General features: G+C 30.9%; 16 protein-coding genes. 8 read left to right on the forward strand and 8 right to left on the reverse strand.

Features of this window, described 5'->3' with window-relative positions; genetic code table 11:
* The first annotated feature begins 33 nt into the window (after positions 1-33).
* Complete coding sequence (locus tag F0362_RS27185; RefSeq protein ID WP_149890072.1) at positions 34-1,416, forward strand: S8 family peptidase; 1,383 nt, start codon at positions 34-36, stop codon at positions 1,414-1,416.
* Between the two features lie 41 nt (positions 1,417-1,457).
* Here the strand turns inward: F0362_RS27185 and F0362_RS27190 are convergent, their stop codons facing one another.
* Positions 1,458-2,162 carry a hypothetical protein gene (locus tag F0362_RS27190; RefSeq protein WP_098009213.1) on the reverse strand — a complete coding sequence of 235 codons (705 nt, stop codon included), beginning with the start codon at positions 2,160-2,162 and terminating at the stop codon, positions 1,458-1,460.
* Between the two features lie 895 nt (positions 2,163-3,057).
* On the opposite strand from F0362_RS27190, the gene F0362_RS27195 reads away from it, so the two are divergent.
* Positions 3,058-4,599 carry an SIR2 family protein gene (locus F0362_RS27195; protein ID WP_149890073.1) on the forward strand — a complete coding sequence of 514 codons (1,542 nt, stop codon included), beginning with the start codon at positions 3,058-3,060 and terminating at the stop codon, positions 4,597-4,599.
* A gap of 663 nt (positions 4,600-5,262) precedes the next feature.
* Here the strand turns inward: F0362_RS27195 and F0362_RS27200 are convergent.
* Together F0362_RS27200 and F0362_RS27205 are read right to left on the reverse strand one after the other, a co-directional pair.
* Positions 5,263-5,508, reverse strand: coding sequence for a hypothetical protein (locus F0362_RS27200; protein ID WP_253265949.1), 246 nt, complete (start codon positions 5,506-5,508; stop codon positions 5,263-5,265).
* A 412-nt stretch (positions 5,509-5,920) separates the two neighbouring features.
* Positions 5,921-6,997, reverse strand: a complete 1,077-nt coding sequence (locus tag F0362_RS27205) for a hypothetical protein (RefSeq protein WP_149890074.1) — start codon at positions 6,995-6,997, stop codon at positions 5,921-5,923.
* A 211-nt stretch (positions 6,998-7,208) separates the two neighbouring features.
* Here F0362_RS27205 and F0362_RS27210 point away from each other — a divergent pair, with 211 nt between their 5' ends.
* Complete coding sequence (locus F0362_RS27210; protein ID WP_149890075.1) at positions 7,209-7,961, forward strand: CPBP family intramembrane glutamic endopeptidase; 753 nt, start codon at positions 7,209-7,211, stop codon at positions 7,959-7,961.
* Positions 7,962-8,062: 101 nt separating this feature from the next.
* On the opposite strand, the gene F0362_RS27215 is transcribed toward F0362_RS27210, so the two are convergent.
* The 4 genes from F0362_RS27215 to F0362_RS27235 form a co-directional block, all read right to left on the reverse strand.
* Entirely contained in the window at positions 8,063-8,437 is a 375-nt protein-coding gene (locus tag F0362_RS27215; protein WP_001161881.1) for a hypothetical protein, read from the reverse strand.
* Between the two features lie 73 nt (positions 8,438-8,510).
* Positions 8,511-8,825: a YolD-like family protein gene (locus tag F0362_RS27220; protein ID WP_149890076.1), complete on the reverse strand. Its 315-nt coding sequence runs from the start codon at positions 8,823-8,825 to the stop codon at positions 8,511-8,513.
* A complete protein-coding gene (locus F0362_RS27225) occupies positions 8,822-10,087 on the reverse strand; it encodes a Y-family DNA polymerase (RefSeq protein ID WP_149890077.1) in 1,266 nt (421 codons plus the stop codon). The genes F0362_RS27220 and F0362_RS27225 overlap by 4 nt, the downstream gene beginning before the upstream one ends.
* 849 nt (positions 10,088-10,936) lie before the next feature.
* Positions 10,937-11,572 carry a hypothetical protein gene (locus F0362_RS27235; RefSeq protein ID WP_149890078.1) on the reverse strand — a complete coding sequence of 212 codons (636 nt, stop codon included), beginning with the start codon at positions 11,570-11,572 and terminating at the stop codon, positions 10,937-10,939.
* A 247-nt stretch (positions 11,573-11,819) separates the two neighbouring features.
* Here F0362_RS27235 and F0362_RS27240 point away from each other — a divergent pair, with 247 nt between their 5' ends.
* Complete coding sequence (locus F0362_RS27240) at positions 11,820-12,461, forward strand: DUF3967 domain-containing protein (RefSeq protein WP_149890079.1); 642 nt, start codon at positions 11,820-11,822, stop codon at positions 12,459-12,461.
* A 135-nt stretch (positions 12,462-12,596) separates the two neighbouring features.
* Here F0362_RS27240 and F0362_RS27245 read toward each other — a convergent pair whose 3' ends face one another.
* A complete protein-coding gene (locus F0362_RS27245) occupies positions 12,597-13,055 on the reverse strand; it encodes a hypothetical protein (protein ID WP_098803899.1) in 459 nt (152 codons plus the stop codon).
* Between the two features lie 319 nt (positions 13,056-13,374).
* Here F0362_RS27245 and F0362_RS27250 point away from each other — a divergent pair, with 319 nt between their 5' ends.
* The 4 genes from F0362_RS27250 (at position 13,375) to F0362_RS27265 (ending at position 17,484) form a co-directional block, all read left to right on the forward strand.
* Entirely contained in the window at positions 13,375-13,920 is a 546-nt protein-coding gene (locus tag F0362_RS27250) for an HNH endonuclease family protein (protein WP_229198860.1), read from the forward strand.
* Positions 13,921-14,489: 569 nt separating this feature from the next.
* Entirely contained in the window at positions 14,490-14,987 is a 498-nt protein-coding gene (locus F0362_RS27255) for a hypothetical protein (RefSeq protein WP_002109653.1), read from the forward strand.
* 319 nt (positions 14,988-15,306) lie between these two features.
* Positions 15,307-16,521 (forward strand): hypothetical protein, encoded by a 1,215-nt coding sequence (locus F0362_RS27260; RefSeq protein WP_016514176.1) that lies wholly within the window; start codon positions 15,307-15,309, stop codon positions 16,519-16,521.
* A 510-nt stretch (positions 16,522-17,031) separates the two neighbouring features.
* A complete protein-coding gene (locus tag F0362_RS27265; RefSeq protein ID WP_000516690.1) occupies positions 17,032-17,484 on the forward strand; it encodes a JAB domain-containing protein in 453 nt (150 codons plus the stop codon).
* Positions 17,485-17,828 lie beyond the last annotated feature (344 nt).

Consider the following 17,828-nt stretch of genomic DNA (forward strand, 5'->3'; position numbering starts at 1 on the left):
TATTATATCTATTTTGTTTAAGGGAGATTTAATGTGAAATTTTTGAAATGCTTTATATGTATAGGTATATTTTTATGTAGTATCCCTATTAACTTTGTTAGTGCTTCTGAGAATGAGGGGGATTATTATACTGTATTATTAAAAACAAATGATGATTTTGGAAGATTCGAAAAACTTTTAGAAAAGTATGATGCGGAAATAGTTTACTCTGTTAAAGAAGTTGGGATGATGCAGATTAAAACTAATAAAGGTGAAATTGAAAAAATAGGGCTCACTCCGTTTGTGAAATCATATGGAAAATCATTGCGAACAGTAAAGGATACTTTGGAAATTAATTCGTCAGATAGCAATAATAAATTTGATTATCAATGGGATATGAAAAAAATAACAAATGATGGTGAAAGTTATAAAATATACCCTGGAACTAAGAATGTAAGTGTTGGTGTAATTGATACTGGTTTAGATGTAGAGCATCCCGATTTAAAAGAAAATATTATTAGTGGCTCTAAAAACTTCGTTCCTTATAAGGGGTTCAGGGGGGAAGAATTATATGAAAGTGGTAATATTAATTATTTGAATGATCTCTCGGGACATGGAACTAATACTGCTGGACAAATCGCAGCAAATGGTGCGCTAAAGGGGGTAGCTCCTGGAGTCGGAATTAGGGCTTATAGGGTTTTCGGACAACGGGAGGCTGAGTCGATTTGGATAATAAAAGCAATTGTTGAAGCAGCTAAAGATGATGTTGATGTTATTAATTTAAGTTTAGGAGATTACCTTTTAAGTGGTAAATATTTTTCAAATGGTAAATATATATCATCTGATATACCTGAAATAGAAGGATATCAACGTGCGGTTGATTTTGCAATGAAGCTTGGTAGTGTTGTGGTTGCTGCTGCTGGTAATGATGGTCTTAACGTCAAAGATACACTAAAAATGAATCACTTCTTTAAATCTTACTTAGAATCTAATGCTATTGAAAACACTAATTTTTTTGGTGAAATCAAGGATATCCCCGCTGATTTATCGGGTGTGGTTACAGTTTCATCTATAGGTTCTACAGATGAATTTTCTATCTTTTCCAATTATGGTGATGGTTTTGTTGATATTGTTGCGCCAGGTGGAGATTATAGATTACTTAACACTTACGGGCCAGAAATTTGGTCGAAAAATAAAATGTACGAAAAAGAACAAATCTTAACAACTGCGCCGGATGGGGATTATATTTATCAAGCAGGTAATTCCTTAGCTGCACCTAAGGTCGCTGGAACGTTGGCTCTCATTATTGATAAAAATCATTTGAAAAACAATCCATATAGTGCAATAGATTTCCTTTATAAACATGGTGTAGATAAAAATAATAATTTTGGTTATGGGATTCTTAATGTATATAAAGCTGTTACTAGTAAAAAATAAAAAAAGGTGATTCATATTATATGAATCACCTTTTTTTATTTTTATAGAGGAACACATGTAGCCAGTGTACCGCCCATATGTATTAATAAAAATCCTCTATCATTCCAATCACAAAATCCTGCTCCAGCTGCTAGAGCAGATAAAGCTCCTGCTACTAACATTGGTACCCCTAACTCGGAAGCAATAGCAGCTACTCCTGCTCCATTCCATAATAACTTTTGAGCTTTAACTGCTTGGTTATGTGTAATTTTGTATGTAGCACGAGGTACTGCCGCGGATTGAATTTCTGCTTGATTAGTTATATTAGATAAGTTGGTTTTGGTCATTTTAATATCTAAAAGGCTATTCCCGAATGAAATTTCTCCTTTTCCGATGGATTTGTTAAGTTCGTTAATTAATGATTCGAAACTACTAAATGCTGTTTGGCTTACACCAGCCTCAAAGGCAGATTTATAGAAGTTTTTAATAGTTCCGTTTTCTGTGATAATAGCTTTTTCCTCAAGGTCGGATTTAGCAATTTCTAAACCTATACTAAGATCATTGTCGGTTTCAGCCAAGGTAATTGGATTTCCAAAGTTTGAATTTAACTTTTTAAATTGTTCTTCATTTAAAGGTTTTTCGCATTTGCAATCTGTATTTTTTTCATATTGAGTTTGTGCAAAGGTGCTGGCTGGAATTAATGTAGTTAATAAGGCACAGCTTAACATCCCAGTAGCTAATTTGATTTTTAAATTTGATTTTTTCATAAATATTCTCCCCTTTGTAATTTTTTTGGTACAAATCAATATTACATTAATTACCAAAGTTAATGTAATATTTTCCAATTATTCCAGCTTGATAAATAAAAAATAAAACATTCAGATAATTCGTTATTATTCTTATTTGATATATGTAGTGCTGCAAATGTTTTAGGAAAAGTATATTTCAATCCGTTTTTTTGAATAGGAAGTGGTGTTAATTTTAGATAAGGTAAAGTTTCTTATAACTAAACCATTTAGCCTGATGTCAGCGTTGTTGTAATCAAGGGCTAAATTGCGAATGGTTTGTTATCACTTTAAGTTCATTTGCTCCTTTCGGGTGTTTTCTCGAAAAAGGGGATAAAGCTTAATTCATAAGGAAATTAAGCTTTATATCAAAAAAAGTGTACCTTATGGGATGGTTATTTATGGTTATATGCTTATTTTAAATTATTTAATAATATATTCTTAGAAATAAAAGTAGATTAACACTTAATTGAAAATATAAAAGTAATTGATAATTATAAAGAAAAAGAAAGATGGGAATTATTAGAAGGAACTTTCAAGTTGAAAATCTTGATTTTATCATACGATAATGAAGTTATGTATAACAGGGAGCATAACTTTGCATAAAAAAAGGTTTATGCTTCCTTCCTTGATGTACATGGATATGCTTCCATTAAGTTTTTATAGGAATTTTAATTTAGAATGAAATGATATTGTCATTAATCATTAGATATTAAGATGTTATATCTTGAAAGAATTCATACAATAGAACATTTAGTTTTATATTAAATGGTATAATTTAATTGATCATTTAAATACATATTGATTTTTGAAAATCAAGGTAAATACTGAGTTTGTAATTTTATTTTGAATCAATAAAACGAGAAGAGGTAATTAAATGCATATTAGTGATTTCATTAAAAATTTTACTAATCATCCAGTACTGTTTGTAGGTACTGGGCTAAGCCTTAGGTATTTAGAAAATTATTTTACATGGGATAGTCTACTTTTATACATTTCAAATAAGATTAAAGGATCAAATGAATTTTATTATGATCTGAAGTCAAAATATGAAGAAGATGGAGAATATGACTATACTAAAATTGCACAAGACCTTGAAATAGAATTTAACAAAGTATTAACGAGTGATCGTGATGGTGAGTTTAAGGAAATTAATGATCAATTTTACGAGAATATGGCAAAGCAGATTCATATTAGTCGTTTTAAATTATATATTTCACAATTATTATCTAATTATAAGGTTAAGGATAGCCAAATACATGAGATTTCTGAGCTGAAAAAAGTAAGAAAAAATATTGGTTCAGTGATTACTACAAATTATGATAGTTTTATAGAGGATATATTTGAATTTAAACAATTGATTGGTAACGATATTTTGTTGAGTAATCCCTATGGTTCTGTTTATAAAATACATGGATGTGTTAATGACCCTAATAAAATTATTATTACAAATAGTGACTATAAGGATTTTGATGATAAATACGAACTTATTAGGGCACAGTTATTATCACTGTTTATTCATAACCCAATAATATTTTTAGGTTATAACATAGGTGATATTAACATTAAAGGAATTCTTAAAACTATTTTTACATATATAAAACCTAATACCGAACAAGCAGAAAAGATTAGGAAAAATTTTTTGCTCGTAGAATATGCTGAAGGATCGCAGAATACAGAAGTTACTGATCATGATATTGATATGAGCGGATTTTCTACAATCCGTATTAACAAAATTAAAACGGATAATTTTTTAGAAATTTATAAACACCTAGCAGATTTAAATTTACCTGTATCTGCGATGGATATCAGAAAAGTACAAAATATAGTTAAGGAGATTTATGCAGGAGGGAATATACAAGTTAGTATTACAGAGGATGTAGATTCATTAAAAAATGAAGAAAAGGTCTTAGCCATAGGATCATTAAAGACAATTACTTATGATTTTCAAACAGCTTCAGAGCTAATGGAAAATTATTTTAAGATTATAGATGAATCTAACCATCAATTATTAAAGTTAATTGACAAACTTAGAATTCAAAAGACTCAACATTTTCCTATATATGCATTTAGTAAAATCCAAACAGATCTTGAAAGTTCTAAGGATTTGAAAGAGAATCAAAATAAAAAAATAACTAAAATAAATGATAATTCAACAGATTTTGCAAGACAGCATACAAGTATTAATGGGATTTTACAAGATGAGGATATACCACAAACGAAAAAGAACTTAGCTATAATGTTAGGGGTAATTAATGAAAGGATTCCACTAGATACAGTTGAAGAGTATTTAAGGAATTATGATGACAAGAAATCCACGAATTATAGAAAAATTTTATGTGTTTATGATTATAAAAAATATGCAGATGAGCATGAGAGAATAAATTTAGCTAGTTCAGGAGGTTCAACTGTAAGCTAAGGAGAACTTATATTAATAGGAGTTTAAGTCTTAAAGTCTCACACCTTATAAAAGGCAACATAACTTTGCACAAAATGCAGGTTTATGCTGCCTTTTTGTTATGCAATGATATGCTGTCAAAATAAACTTTCTGCACTCTATGGTTTACGCCATATTATGTATTAATATGGATGCTTCCTCTAAAAATTTATCGCTACAAGTTCTTCGTAACATCTTTTCTTTATGAGAAGTAATTAACTTTTAAACTTTTTCTAATATTCGAAACCACTATTTGTAATCCAATCCATCTTTTATTGATACCAATGTAGTTACAGGGATGATAAAATCCATTTGAAACATTGCTTTTGGGAATACAATTGCTATCATAAATGCAATTTATTTTCTACAAACTGATTGGGTTTCAACCCAAATTGTGGTTTTATTCCGCAGTCCTTAACAAATTGTTAAGGGTCTTTTTTATTTTTCCTTTATTTACGAAAAAATAAAATTTTCATAATGGGGGTAGTTAAAAATATTTGCTTGATCGGCATGGGGGCTGGCTAATAATATGAAGAATCCGGTTCTTTTAAAAAATAAAGAACCGGAACTAAATTAGTTGATGAAAGTTATTTTTTCATCAAAATTATCGATTAATCGGTGATTAGTATAACTAACATTAATCATCTACCAAGTTGTGTATAAAAATGGCATATATGGCTGTACATACGGTTGTACATATGGCTGTACATAATAAGGCTGTGTATATGGCTGCACATAATAAGGTTGTGTATAGTAAGTTGGGAAATGCGGCCCAATAGGATCTATAGGTGTTGGCTCTGGAGTTCCAGGTCCACCACCCGCTCCGTTCATGAACCCACGATTAAACTGTGTTTCAATTAATTGATACTGTTGTCTGTATGGATCATACATAGAATTCCATCAACCTTTCCAAAAATAAACATTAATAAAATCCTTCAATAGGATTCAGACAAGATACATATAAAACTAAATTAACAACTAGTAAATTACCTTTTTATTACAACAAAATCTGATAGTGGAAATAAAATATAGACTTTGGCCCAAAATTACGTGTATATGGACTCCAGCTTAAATATCTTATGTACTTTTATCCTAAACGTATAGATAGATACCCATTTTTATTTCACGGACAAATTAATAAGATTAAAACAGAAGTCTTAGAATTAATTTTCTAAAGCTTTTTTCATTAAACTAATATTTAAAGGTTTACTTTCATTTTTATAAAAAAAGAACATATAGAAATTACCACATGTTCTTTATGAGGGAGTTCATTTTTTAATATTTCGTATCTTCTAGAATTTGTTCATTGTATAGTCGTGTCCTTCTGTTTCTTTTCCCTCACTTCAACAGCAAAGTTCATAATCTCTTCCTGTGTTAATTTTTCTTTTTTAATATCACCGAAAATACTTGAACCAACATATATCATATCATCCCACTTGCAGAACGGTTCTTGATCTTTTAAAACCATTTCTGTATACCTTTCCCATTTGCCATTAATGTTTGCCATATTGAATCGACCTTCGTCTTGTAAAATTCTTAGTGCAAACATCTTATCTGAGTAATAAAAGTCGTAAGGAGTATCCTTATTATAATAACGCTGAAAATCGATTTCATCTTCTCGCTCGGGAATCTCTCTCTTTTCTGTTTCAACTTTTATATATGAAGAAAGCGGAAAGTCCTCCAATTCATCGTCATATATATGCTCTAAAACCCAATAGTTACTATCTGAATCTCCAGGGGAGTATATAAACCATTCGTCTCTATCTGTTTTAAATACATACTCCGTGCTTGAATGAGTTTTTTTTCGATATGTTTCAACTATATATTTATCGGAAAACCAATCTGTCTGATCGTAAGAAATATCGGATAAAATTATGTCATTATCTCCATTTATGATGAAGAATTCTTCATTATCCTTTTCTTTACAAGAGTAACACTCGAATACTTGAAACTCCTCGTATGTCCTTAAATCCTCCTCTGCTAAAGCATCCCTAATTTCATCTTGAACTTCTTGAGGTATCTCTTCTAAACGCAACAAACCATTTAAATCACGCATTCGTACTCCATTAGGTTCTTCAGCAACTTGTATGCCATATGGCTTTAGAATTTGGGTGATCCTTTCTACTAGTGGCCAATCAATATGAAACATATATTCATAAATACTTGAATCAAAATCATCTATAGGAGTTAATAGTTCTCTAGTTTTAAAATTGTCACTAATGAGCCATTTCTGAGGATAAGGAAAATTTCCTTTTTTAATAAATATCGATGCAGCATTATACACGTATTTTTTTAGACTTTCATCCGAAAAGATCAAATACTTTGTATTTTCATCAGTTTCGTATTCAAATATTCTTCTGCCCTCTAATAATATTTTCATATTTACACCTCTATAAGTTTGGTAGTGTAGCAGCTATTATGTAGAACATAGATTGTTAATAATATTATAGGCGTCACGTTACAAAAAGTAAAAATTGCTCCTTTTGAATTGGTATAAATTTATAATATTATCTCATGTTGATAAGAACTAACAACATGAGATGGAAGATTTTAATTATACTAATATTAAAAATAAATGAGGAGGTGTTTTAATGTCTTATGATGGTAGGCATCTATGGTTGATTTTAAAATGGTGCCTTTTCATAATGTTATCTTATGTATTACTAGGGCTGATGCTAAGGGGTGAGCGTTTTCTTGAATGGGGGCTTTCGAAACCAGGTAGAATTGACTATTTATTCATTTTAAGTTTCTTCTTAGGGGCGCTAATAATTTTTAAGACAGCAAGAAGATGCTTTGCAAGGCATTTTATTAAACAAAGAAAAGTGTATCTTATTATAGGATGGGCTATTGCACTTGGGCTCACCTTACAAACGCTACTGTCTCTTTGTCGTGGTTTTGTATATTGGTTAACAGGCAGCTTGATAGCTGTTGGTTCTAATCAATATGTTTCTGTTGAGCATTTTAGTTTCATAGGTGAAAGGGTGGTTGTTTTCCTACTGAGTCCATTTGCTGAGGAATTGTTTTTCCGATATGTTACTTATATTGCTTTCTTTTGGATTTTAAATAGGATCAAGGAAGAATTCGTGGCATTTAGAAGAGTTTATGATGGTTCTGAAGATAAAAAGAAAAAGTTTATAATTGTATGGGGATTAGTATCAAGTTTTCTTTTTGCTCTATTTCATGGGGTTAATGTAATGAATGTTTGGTTTTATCTTATACCTGGTATTGTGTACAGTTTTTTGTTTGTGAAGTATGGATTTTTAGCTAGTTGGATTAGTCATTCAGTGTTTAATGCTACATCAAGTAGCGTACGTAAAGCTGTGGTGTATTTGTTTGGGCTGTAAAATAGGAAAAGAACTCTTTCATGCTTTGAAGAGTTCTTTTTGATTAAACTTTACGAGAAGTGATAATAAAGGTGTTTAATTTCAAATGAAATTGCTTCTTTTTATCTGAATTCTACATGAAATTTAGTGTCAATAATTCCAAAAGCAACTTTACATGGGAATGGATTTTTTCCTGCTGAAGCAGAACGCATACAAGAAAGTACCCAGTATTCCAGCTCTAAAGGTAAGCGATATGTTTGAATAATACCAACATTGTTTTTAATTCTTACAATGGGTGTATTTATCCTAGTTGTGGCAAAACCGTCTGTTGTTATCATTGTTGCTGCATCATTAATATGAAACCCTGCGCTAAAAACTTCGTAAATCATTCCGTTTTTCTCATTAATAATCATAGGTATATTTAGAAAGGGATAGTTATTAATATCATTATGAATAACTGATCCTGCTGCGTTCTTTCTTATCTGATTCCCTTGCATTTTTACACTCCTTTAAATGATCTAAACTTGATAACATCAATTTATTTTATTTAACATCTATTATATTAGAGAATTACAGTTTCATCTTGTTATAAAAAGCATCCGTACATATGACAGCGCTATTTGACGGGTCAATATCAACAATAGTCATATAACCAGAGAGTAAATAACCATCTTCAAAATATGTAATCATTATTTCTTCTTCAGATACTAAGGAACATAATAACATGTTTTCAATTCGTTCCTTTTCGTCAGTTGTTAAGATCGGACGGGTTACCTTGTTTTGTTCCTTAATCATTTCACGTATCCCGTCAAATTGAGATGTCAATGCGGCGAACGGAGTCCATTTGACCATTTTTCTTCCTTTTGGCATATTAGCGTTATTCATGATTTGTGGCCTCCAATTAGTGTATTTCTATGTCTAGCTGTAGCGCTATGCGTGTAGGAAATCCCCCGCAAAATACTGTTCTTCCCAAATCTTGTGCGTATTTCATCCATTACTTTTGTTAGTTTTACTTCTTGTTCTCGTTGCGTGACATTATCGAAAAGAGAAATTTGTTCTTCCCCTTCTCGAATTAAATTCGTTAGAGAAATGTTTATGCTGCGGATAGGTTCTCCAGTATATTGTTGATGCAAAAAGTAAGTACAAATCTTATAAATATCCATTGTTAGGTTAGTCGGACGACTTAAAGTATGTGTTTTTCTAATGCCACCGTTATAACTCTTACTATAACCAACAGAGAATTGAACGGTTTGAGCAAGTTTGTTTTGCCTCCTAAGGCGATAACAGACTTCTTCAATGTGTTCCAGTAGAACAATCGGAAATTCTTCTATTGTATAGTCACGCATTAGAATTTGGCTTTTTCCGATTGAAGTTGTAGCAGGGACGTATTTCTCCGAAATACGGCTGAAGTCGATGCCATTACTATGTAAGTGCAATTCCTCTCCGATTTTTCCGAAACTCTGTTTTAAATATTTTAGAGGATAATTAGCTAAATCCTCGATGGAGTGTATTCCCTTGCGATTCAACTTTTCTTCTGTTTTGTACGAAATGCCCCAAAACTTATTAAGTGGTCGTATGCCCCATAATTTCGTAGGGACATCTTCATACTTCCAAAGAGCAATTCCGTCCTTGTTCTTCTTTGCTTCTATGTCTAAAGCAACCTTACTCATTAAAGGATTAGGAGCAATTCCGATGGTACATTCAATGCGTGTATGTTGATATATTTCACGTTTAAATTTCATAGCAAATTCATATGGATCGTTAGCAAATAAATGAATGCTATCGGTAATATCCATAAAAAATTCATCGATGGAATATTGGTGGAAATCCTCATAAGGAACGTATTGTAAAGCTAACTTTGTTATGTAATTAGAGCATTTTATGTAAGTACTCATAGTCGGATTCACAACAAGAATATCTCTTCTTCGAGGAATCTCGTAGAGCCTTGCCATCTTCTTTACGCCCAGGGCTTTTAAAGGTGGTGTTGCAGCAAGAACGATTGAACCATTTCTATTTACATCGCCGACTACAGCCAACTTTGTATGCATAGGATCAAGTCCCATTTTGATGCAACTCACTGAAGCGTAAAAGCTGCGTAAATCAACACATAAGATGATTCTATTCGGTAGGATTGAATAGTCATACATTTTGATTCCTCCTAAAGTAAAAGAACGTTTGTTCTTATTATAAACGAACTCACGTTCTTTTATGAAGAGGTTTTACAAATAAAATTTGAATATAAATATTTTGTTAAGCAGAGTATTTAACGAAAAGCTTGAATCCCCAAAAACGAATTTCTACATCTAATTTTTTCTTTCTTCCCTTTGTTTTTTTCATAGTTAAAACATCCTCCTTTTATATAAATGCATAGCTCAATAGAAGCCTACGTTGCGTATTATAAGAATTCTTTCCCTGTTTTTTAAGAGTAATTTCTAAAAAATATGATTTTTTTTGAGACAAATAATATCACGAAAGATTACTTGTGATAAAAAACCCCTCTATTCCGACAAAACATAGCAAAGACAGTACGAGTCTCGTCGATTAATTCTTAAAGGTTTTAAGCTATTCGTATAGTAGAAGTTAAACAATTAATTAATACTTCTTATTTTTATCTGAATTTTCTCAACATAAATAAATGATGGTTGTGATATAATAAATTTTACTATTTATGATTTTATATTAAAGGACACTGGCTTATTTACCTCAAATACAAAGGGATTCCTATAACGGGAGAGTGATTTTGTGGAAAAACAAGAAAAAAAATATATAAACATGGTGATTTTCTTTTCGCTCGTTTTTTTTCTAGGTTACAGTTCTCTAATTTGGATTTATATAATGGGTGTGTTAATATTCTTAGCACCTTTTATTTTTAAAAGAGTTACTAAGAAAATAGCTTTTTATAATACATTATCACTTATTGCTTTTATATCATTTGTGTATATAACTAATTCTTGGTTTACATAAAAAGGTTGCTCCCATTGGGAACAACCTTTTTATTATGTTCTGTGAATTTCTTCATAGAATTTTATTATACTGCCTCTAGATCTGGATGGGTCAGAATATACCCAAACACGATATTTGACATATACATTAACAGCATCGTAATCATAAAACTTATGAACAGTATACCAAATTTTTTCATTTGCATTTTTGTGTATAGTGTTAATAAGTTGACCAGTAATATATCCTGCAACACCTTTTGCAAAATTATAAACTACTATACCTGCAATACTTCCACCTAATCCAGCCATTAAAGCGCTCGACATGTGTTTATCGAATGTACTCCAAGCTACATTATCACCATCATAACTTCCTAACCATTGCCAATTAAAGCCACCATCAGCAACAATTACTTTTTGGCCACCATCTTGAATCATTAACGTTCCATTTTGATTCACAGACATACCAGGATCTTTAAATGGAGATTTTGCTTCACCTTCAATAATTTGTGGTTGAATAGGCTCCTTGTATGGGGCCTTTAATTCATTTGAAATGACTTGTGGTTGTATTGCTTCTGAATGATTTGCTACAGTTTGTTTTGTGTTTTCAGATGCTTGTGCATCGGAAAAAGGAACAAAAACTGTGGACAATAGTGCGCCTGTAACAGTTAGCGTTGCAATTTTGCTTTTCAATAAAGTTCGCCCTTTTCTGAATATTTGTAATACTATTACATTATCTTACATTTTTTAGAAAATACAATGTGTTTCGACGGTAAATAAACTTTCTCAACATTTTATTTCAAAAAAATTTTGGTTTTGTATTATAGATTCGCTTATTTTTGACAAAACACAGCAAAGACCGTGCGAGCTTCGTCGATGGATTCTAAAAGGGATTATTCCTTTAGTATGGAATTTTTCTTATAGGAGGTGGCGTAGCGCTATGTCAGAAGCAGAGATAGTATATACCAGCAATGAGGTCTATGGTCGTTTAGGGGTAAGTGGCAGCACCCTTAGAAAGTATTCGGATGTTCTTGAGCGTGAGGGATATGATGTAAGAAAGAATAGTCGAGGAAGAAGGGAATATACAGAGTTTGATGTTGTACTTATTGAACAGTTAGTAGAGTTGAGTAAGCAAGATGGTATGACTTTAGAAAAGGCTGCGAAAATGATTGCGAAGCAGTTTGGAATCCATAATAAGCAAGAAGAGTCCCAGGGGGCAAATCCAGTTCCTTATCAAATGCAGTATCAATTCCAACAACAATATAGCGCTATGATAGAAGAAATTAATAAGGTGCAGCAAGCAAACCTTTTAGAAATGGAAAAGAGACTTGGTGATCGTATGGATCAAAGGAATAAATTAATCGAAGATGATATTAAAGAAAGAAATAAATTAATAAGAGAAGATATGAAAGATCGGAAAGAACGTGAAGAAAGGATAGAAAAGAGGTTAGAACTAAGAGATGATAATCTTATGAAGATGGTCAGAGAGATTCAAGATGCAAAGCGTACTATTGTATCAGCTCAGGAAGAAATAGCGGCAGCCCCGTTGAAGAAAAAGTCTTGGTGGATGTTTTGGAAATAAGTATCATTTTTTAGGGTATTTTACTGTTTTCGCTCAAATGGATTGTCTTATACATCTAAGTTGTTTCTACATAAAATATCTGTAATCTCTCCTATTACTGTATCTAAAAAAATTTGCAACAGAACCAATAAACTGTTATAAGAAGTATTTAAAATAGTAACAAATAGGTATAATAATTCCCGCTATAGAAAATACAATACTTCCTAAATTAAATGCAGAAAGTTTCGCACGATGAACTTGAATTTCACCTAAATCTACCCCTCCACTAAAATGCTTATCCATAACTTTAGCGACGTTTTGTTGTTGATTAACAAAATAAGGTATTAGCCATATACAGCAGAACAAAATAATACTACCAAAAAAGAGTGTGTCAATAATTGAAGCTTTCCAATTTAATGAAGTAATGACTATGAGAACAAATTCTCCCACCATAACAATTATCATAGTTACTACATATCTGGTTTTTTCAGAAACGTTTTTAAATACAGTTTCGTCCAGAATTTTTTCTATTTTAGTCCATATTACACTGATTAACACGATTAGGCTAATTAAGAAAATAGTAAATAAAGCTTTAACTAAAAGATACTCAAACACTACCGACACCACCTGATAATTTCCAAATTAGAATATAAAGTTGATTTTTTTAACTCTATCAAAAGATTAAAATTAATAATCTTTAACTAGCTTATCGACAAATTTATTGATTTAAAGCTACAACGCTATATGTATTAGTTATATAGGATAAGATCTCCTGAAATTCCTTTTCTAATATATATATCTTCTAAGTATTGTTGGACTTCAATTAGGACTTTTCTATCTTTATTTGGTCCGAAAAACCGAATAGTTACCATGAAATACCAAAACTTACCCTTAGCAATTAACAGTATAATATACTGTTAGAAAAAATGGAATAATGTTGGAGCTTAAATATTCGAAGTTTGCTATCCAATTAAATGCTGCTGAATCAAAGGAAGATGCAAATAAGATTATTGACGAATTAAAGAATACGCTAGATGAGATATTTCCAAATTATAACGAATTTGAGGAAGAGTTTATTAAGTTAGAGTTTTCTAAGGGGAAAAATAAATCAAATATGTTAAGTAAGTATGTACTAAACAATTTAGAAAAATATTATTCCGAGGAGAGCATTTCAAAACAAGATGGCTCTGTCGAGCACATACTTTCTGAAGATAAAAATGAAAAATATAGTTTAAGCATAGGGAATTTAATTTTATTAGAAGAAAAGATTAACAACGAAATTGATAATCAAGAATTTAAAGAGAAAAGGGTGAAGTATGAAGAATCTAAGTATTCATATGTTTCACAGTTCGTAACAGATTACGATGATTTTCATGAATTTACTAAAGAATTAATAGAGGAAAGAGCTAAGAAAATGGCTGAAGATTATTATACTAATGTTTTAGGACGAAATTTAGTCAGTAAAGTTGGGGTGAAATAAAAAGAAATAGTTAAATCGGATTATTTTTTAATATAAAATCAAGTATTATTGAGGTAAAAACAGACTGATTTAAAAATCGGTCTGTTTTTTTACATTCCTGGTTATTACTGAATCTTAAAGATACCTTTTTAGAGGTGAAAATAGGTATTTGCAAACGGGTTTATATTCAGGTGAAAAGGAAATTAGTAGATTAGGTATAGAACAAAAATTATTAATTGTATTATTTTATAAATTCGTGCGCAGTAATCTTCTTATAAAAATGTTGCGATGTATTTGTGGAGTGTTGATGGGATAAATGTAAAAACTATTAGAAGGCGATTCAGTAATACGGTGAAAATATGTATCATCATCAAATTGCTTCTTTAATTCATTGTTTGAAATATTCGTTTGTCATTTCATAGATAGTGGTAATTCGCCAATTCCTTCTTCTTGTAGAATGGACGTAATGCCAATGAAGCAAACTACTATGATAAATTACGATTTTGTTAAATTTGTAGTAAGTAAGCGCATTTGTCTTTAAGTTTCTTAATGATATAATTCTTGTAAATATTAGGAATTGAGGGGGGAGTATGTTGTTTAGAAATAAAGAGACGATTGCTAAGTTTAGTGACTTAACAACTGAGGAATTAGATAGTAAGTTAATATGTTTAGATAATAAATCCTTTGGAAAGTTTGTAACACATTCAATTAATTATGAAAAAGGGTTAGTTTCTAAAAAACAATTAGAAAAAGAAGCAAGTGCATTAATGTTACTAGAAAAAAAGACTTTAAAAAATACCTTCAATCGTGTATCTAGCATAGAAGAACAATATGATGGATATAAGATGATTCAATTTATCGTCCCGTTTATTACTACCCTTCTAATTGTTCTTGGGAATAATTATTTTTTTAGTGAAGGGTTGATTAAACAGAATGGGGTTATAATTACAGCAATTACCTTTTTATTCGTATTATTGATTTATACTTTTGTTTCTATTAAGGCAGTAAGTTCGCTAAAAAAAGAACATTCTAAATTGCTTTTTTTTAAATTCATAGTAGAAGAATGTATAAGTGAGAAGGACGAATAAATAATTTTTGAAAAGTATAGAAGTGCCATTTTTGAAGTTGGGAAATTTAAAGTACAGAAAAGGATCTGAATACATATAATTTTTGTTTTATTGAAGGTGGTAATTAAAAGGTTTACTGCATAAAAAATGATAAAATATTAGGAGATATTTTGAATAAGAGGATTTATTTTTGAAAAATCAAGGGTATTTAAGGGTGAACGGTTTGAGCGTTTGCTAAGTAGAACTTCTCAACTTAGAGGAGGGTATATATCGTTTATCAAACATCTTTTTCTTATAGGATTACATGTAAGATATATAAATTATATATGAGTAGGGGGATATGAAATTGATTACATCACGTTCATTTGAAATTTTTGATAAAAAAACAGGTATGTTACTAGAAAAAAAGAGTTATCAATCTGCTAACGAGTATTATCTGAATACTCTAAAACAAAAACAAGAGAAGGGAATAATTTCTTTATACTGTTCTTGTTTAAACCATGTTGAGATGAAGGTGTCCAAGACAGCGATTCCTTATCTATATCCTGCCACTAGAAAAAAGAAACATTCTATTAATTGTGTTAGAAGCCCTCAATATGAAGGGATAAGTGCTTATGAAAAAGCGTGGAAATATGATGAAGAAAAAGGCGAACATGTTGTAAGAATGGAAGCATTGATACCCCCTTCAAAAGAAAAGATAGGAAAAGAGAATGTGAAGCAAGAAGAGGAACGAAAGACCAAGATCTATATAGAATATCCTAACTCTACAAAAAAAGGAGAAGCTACTGTCTTTGGATTGGCTACCAAACTTAATATGATGTCATGGGAAAGAATTGTCACAGGTAAAAAGGGAAGACTTCCGACAAATTCAAATGAAGTATCTCAACATGTATTTGGAGTTTCAAAGGATATTAGATTGAGTAATAAGAGTAAAATATTACAGAAAATGTTCTTTGAACAAATGTTGAGAGGTAAAAATATTAGCGGCTTAGAAGTAAAAAAAGACGTGGCTTTTGTTTATATGGAATACCTTCCTGAGAGGGGAAGGGAGTCCGAGGAAATAGGAAAGGAGTCTTTAGGATACGTTGTTTGCAAAAATGCTTTTGATCAAGAGTTTGGGTTTTATGTTAATTGGGAAGAATTTGATATTAAGCTAAAAAGCGAACCCCATAGTGATAGATATATTCTTGCTGGATTTGTATATAGGGCAAGTAAATACCATCATAGGAAATTGACGTTAGGGAATTATTGTTTGATTCCAATTTCAAGAAGAGGATTATTTGTTGAAAGTAATTATGAAAAGGTTATATATAATGAACTCTGTCATCAGAAAAAGTTATTTGTAAAACCATATCTACCAATTGAGGGTTATGGGGGATTCATTCCTGATTTTATTATGTATGAAGAGGGGAAGAAGCCAATGGTGGGAGAAATATTTGGGATAGAGAATGATGAACTATATGATAAGAGAAAAAAGGAGAAAATCGATATTTCTAAAACAGATGAATTTCGTTCGCTCTATCGTTTTTGGAATAAAGATTATAGTAAAAAGTAGTAAATTAAATGTAAGTTACTTATTAGTGTTTATTTTTAGTTTTAATGAAGAAATAAAATACCTAAATTAAAGGGAACTTCCATTATTAAGATCAAGACCATGTTTTCTATTTACAAATCAATTACGTAACTATTAGAGGGAAGACCTAATCACAGTCAATTAAACTTATTTCGTTAATTTGACAGATTATTCGATATATTTTACAATAACGTAAAGATAATTTTTCCTTTTTAATCATTCCTAAATAACAACAAACCTTTCGGGTTTACGATTCATTGCAAGGAAGTGTATATAACATATACGCTAATTTGTAATACGAATGTATTCCTGGAAGGTTTTTTTGCGTTGTGGGAATAGGACAAGTAATCGACTAACAAGGATGTGATAGATTATCTTAAATTATTAAGAATTGTAGTGGGGAAATAAGAATTTTGGATTTCAAAATACAAAAGTAGGTGAAAAAAGATGAGAGGTGCAGTCTCGTCTTTTTTATTTCGAAAGGAGAAGGGCATGGGTAAGAAAATTATGGTTCAAACTGTAAAGTTGGTAAAAGACAGTAATCGTATTTATGATATTGAGAAAAAGAAAATCACTTGTCCAGCGGATGCTGTACGCTTTGCACAGATTATATTTGATATAGAATCAAGGCCAAATGAAATTTTTGGTGTATTTAACTTAAATACAAAGAATGAAATTATTGGCTGTAGTATTGTGTTCGAAGGAACTGTTGATTCATCGTTAGTCCATCCAAGGGAAACTTTCCGCACGGCAATATTAAACAATGCATCTTCAATAGTATGTTTTCACAACCATCCTTCAGGCCATAGTATGGAATCTCAAGAAGATGTTGAAGTAACTAAGCGATTAAAAGAATGTGGAATTATTATTGGTATCCCTCTTCTAGATCATGTCATCATAGGAGATAATAGTTATGTAAGTTTATTGAAAAAGGGGATTATCTAATACAAAGCAATAAGCCAAATATTTTTAAGGGTGTGTATGGAGGAATAGGAAGATTCTAAAGCGTTTATTCGCATGGATCTTCTTATTCTTTTTTATTTGTAAGGGTGATTTATAAATGTATTCATAATATGTGATTTGTGGAAATGGACAGATTCGGAGATAAGAAATAAGCGGTAAGAGTAAAAAGGAAAAAGCACCATGCCTATTAAACTAAGAAGATAGGTTCAACCTAAAGTGAAGAAGAATAGGCTAAAGGTTTTTGGATTAATAACGTATAAATAGAGAAAAGGACTGGAATACGTTTTTTTTTCTATTTTATCAAAGCATGCTGCTTGTAAAAAGCC

This window comes from Bacillus sp. BS98 (genome assembly GCF_008432245.1).
GTDB classification, from domain to species: Bacteria; Bacillota; Bacilli; order Bacillales; family Bacillaceae_G; genus Bacillus_A; species Bacillus_A toyonensis.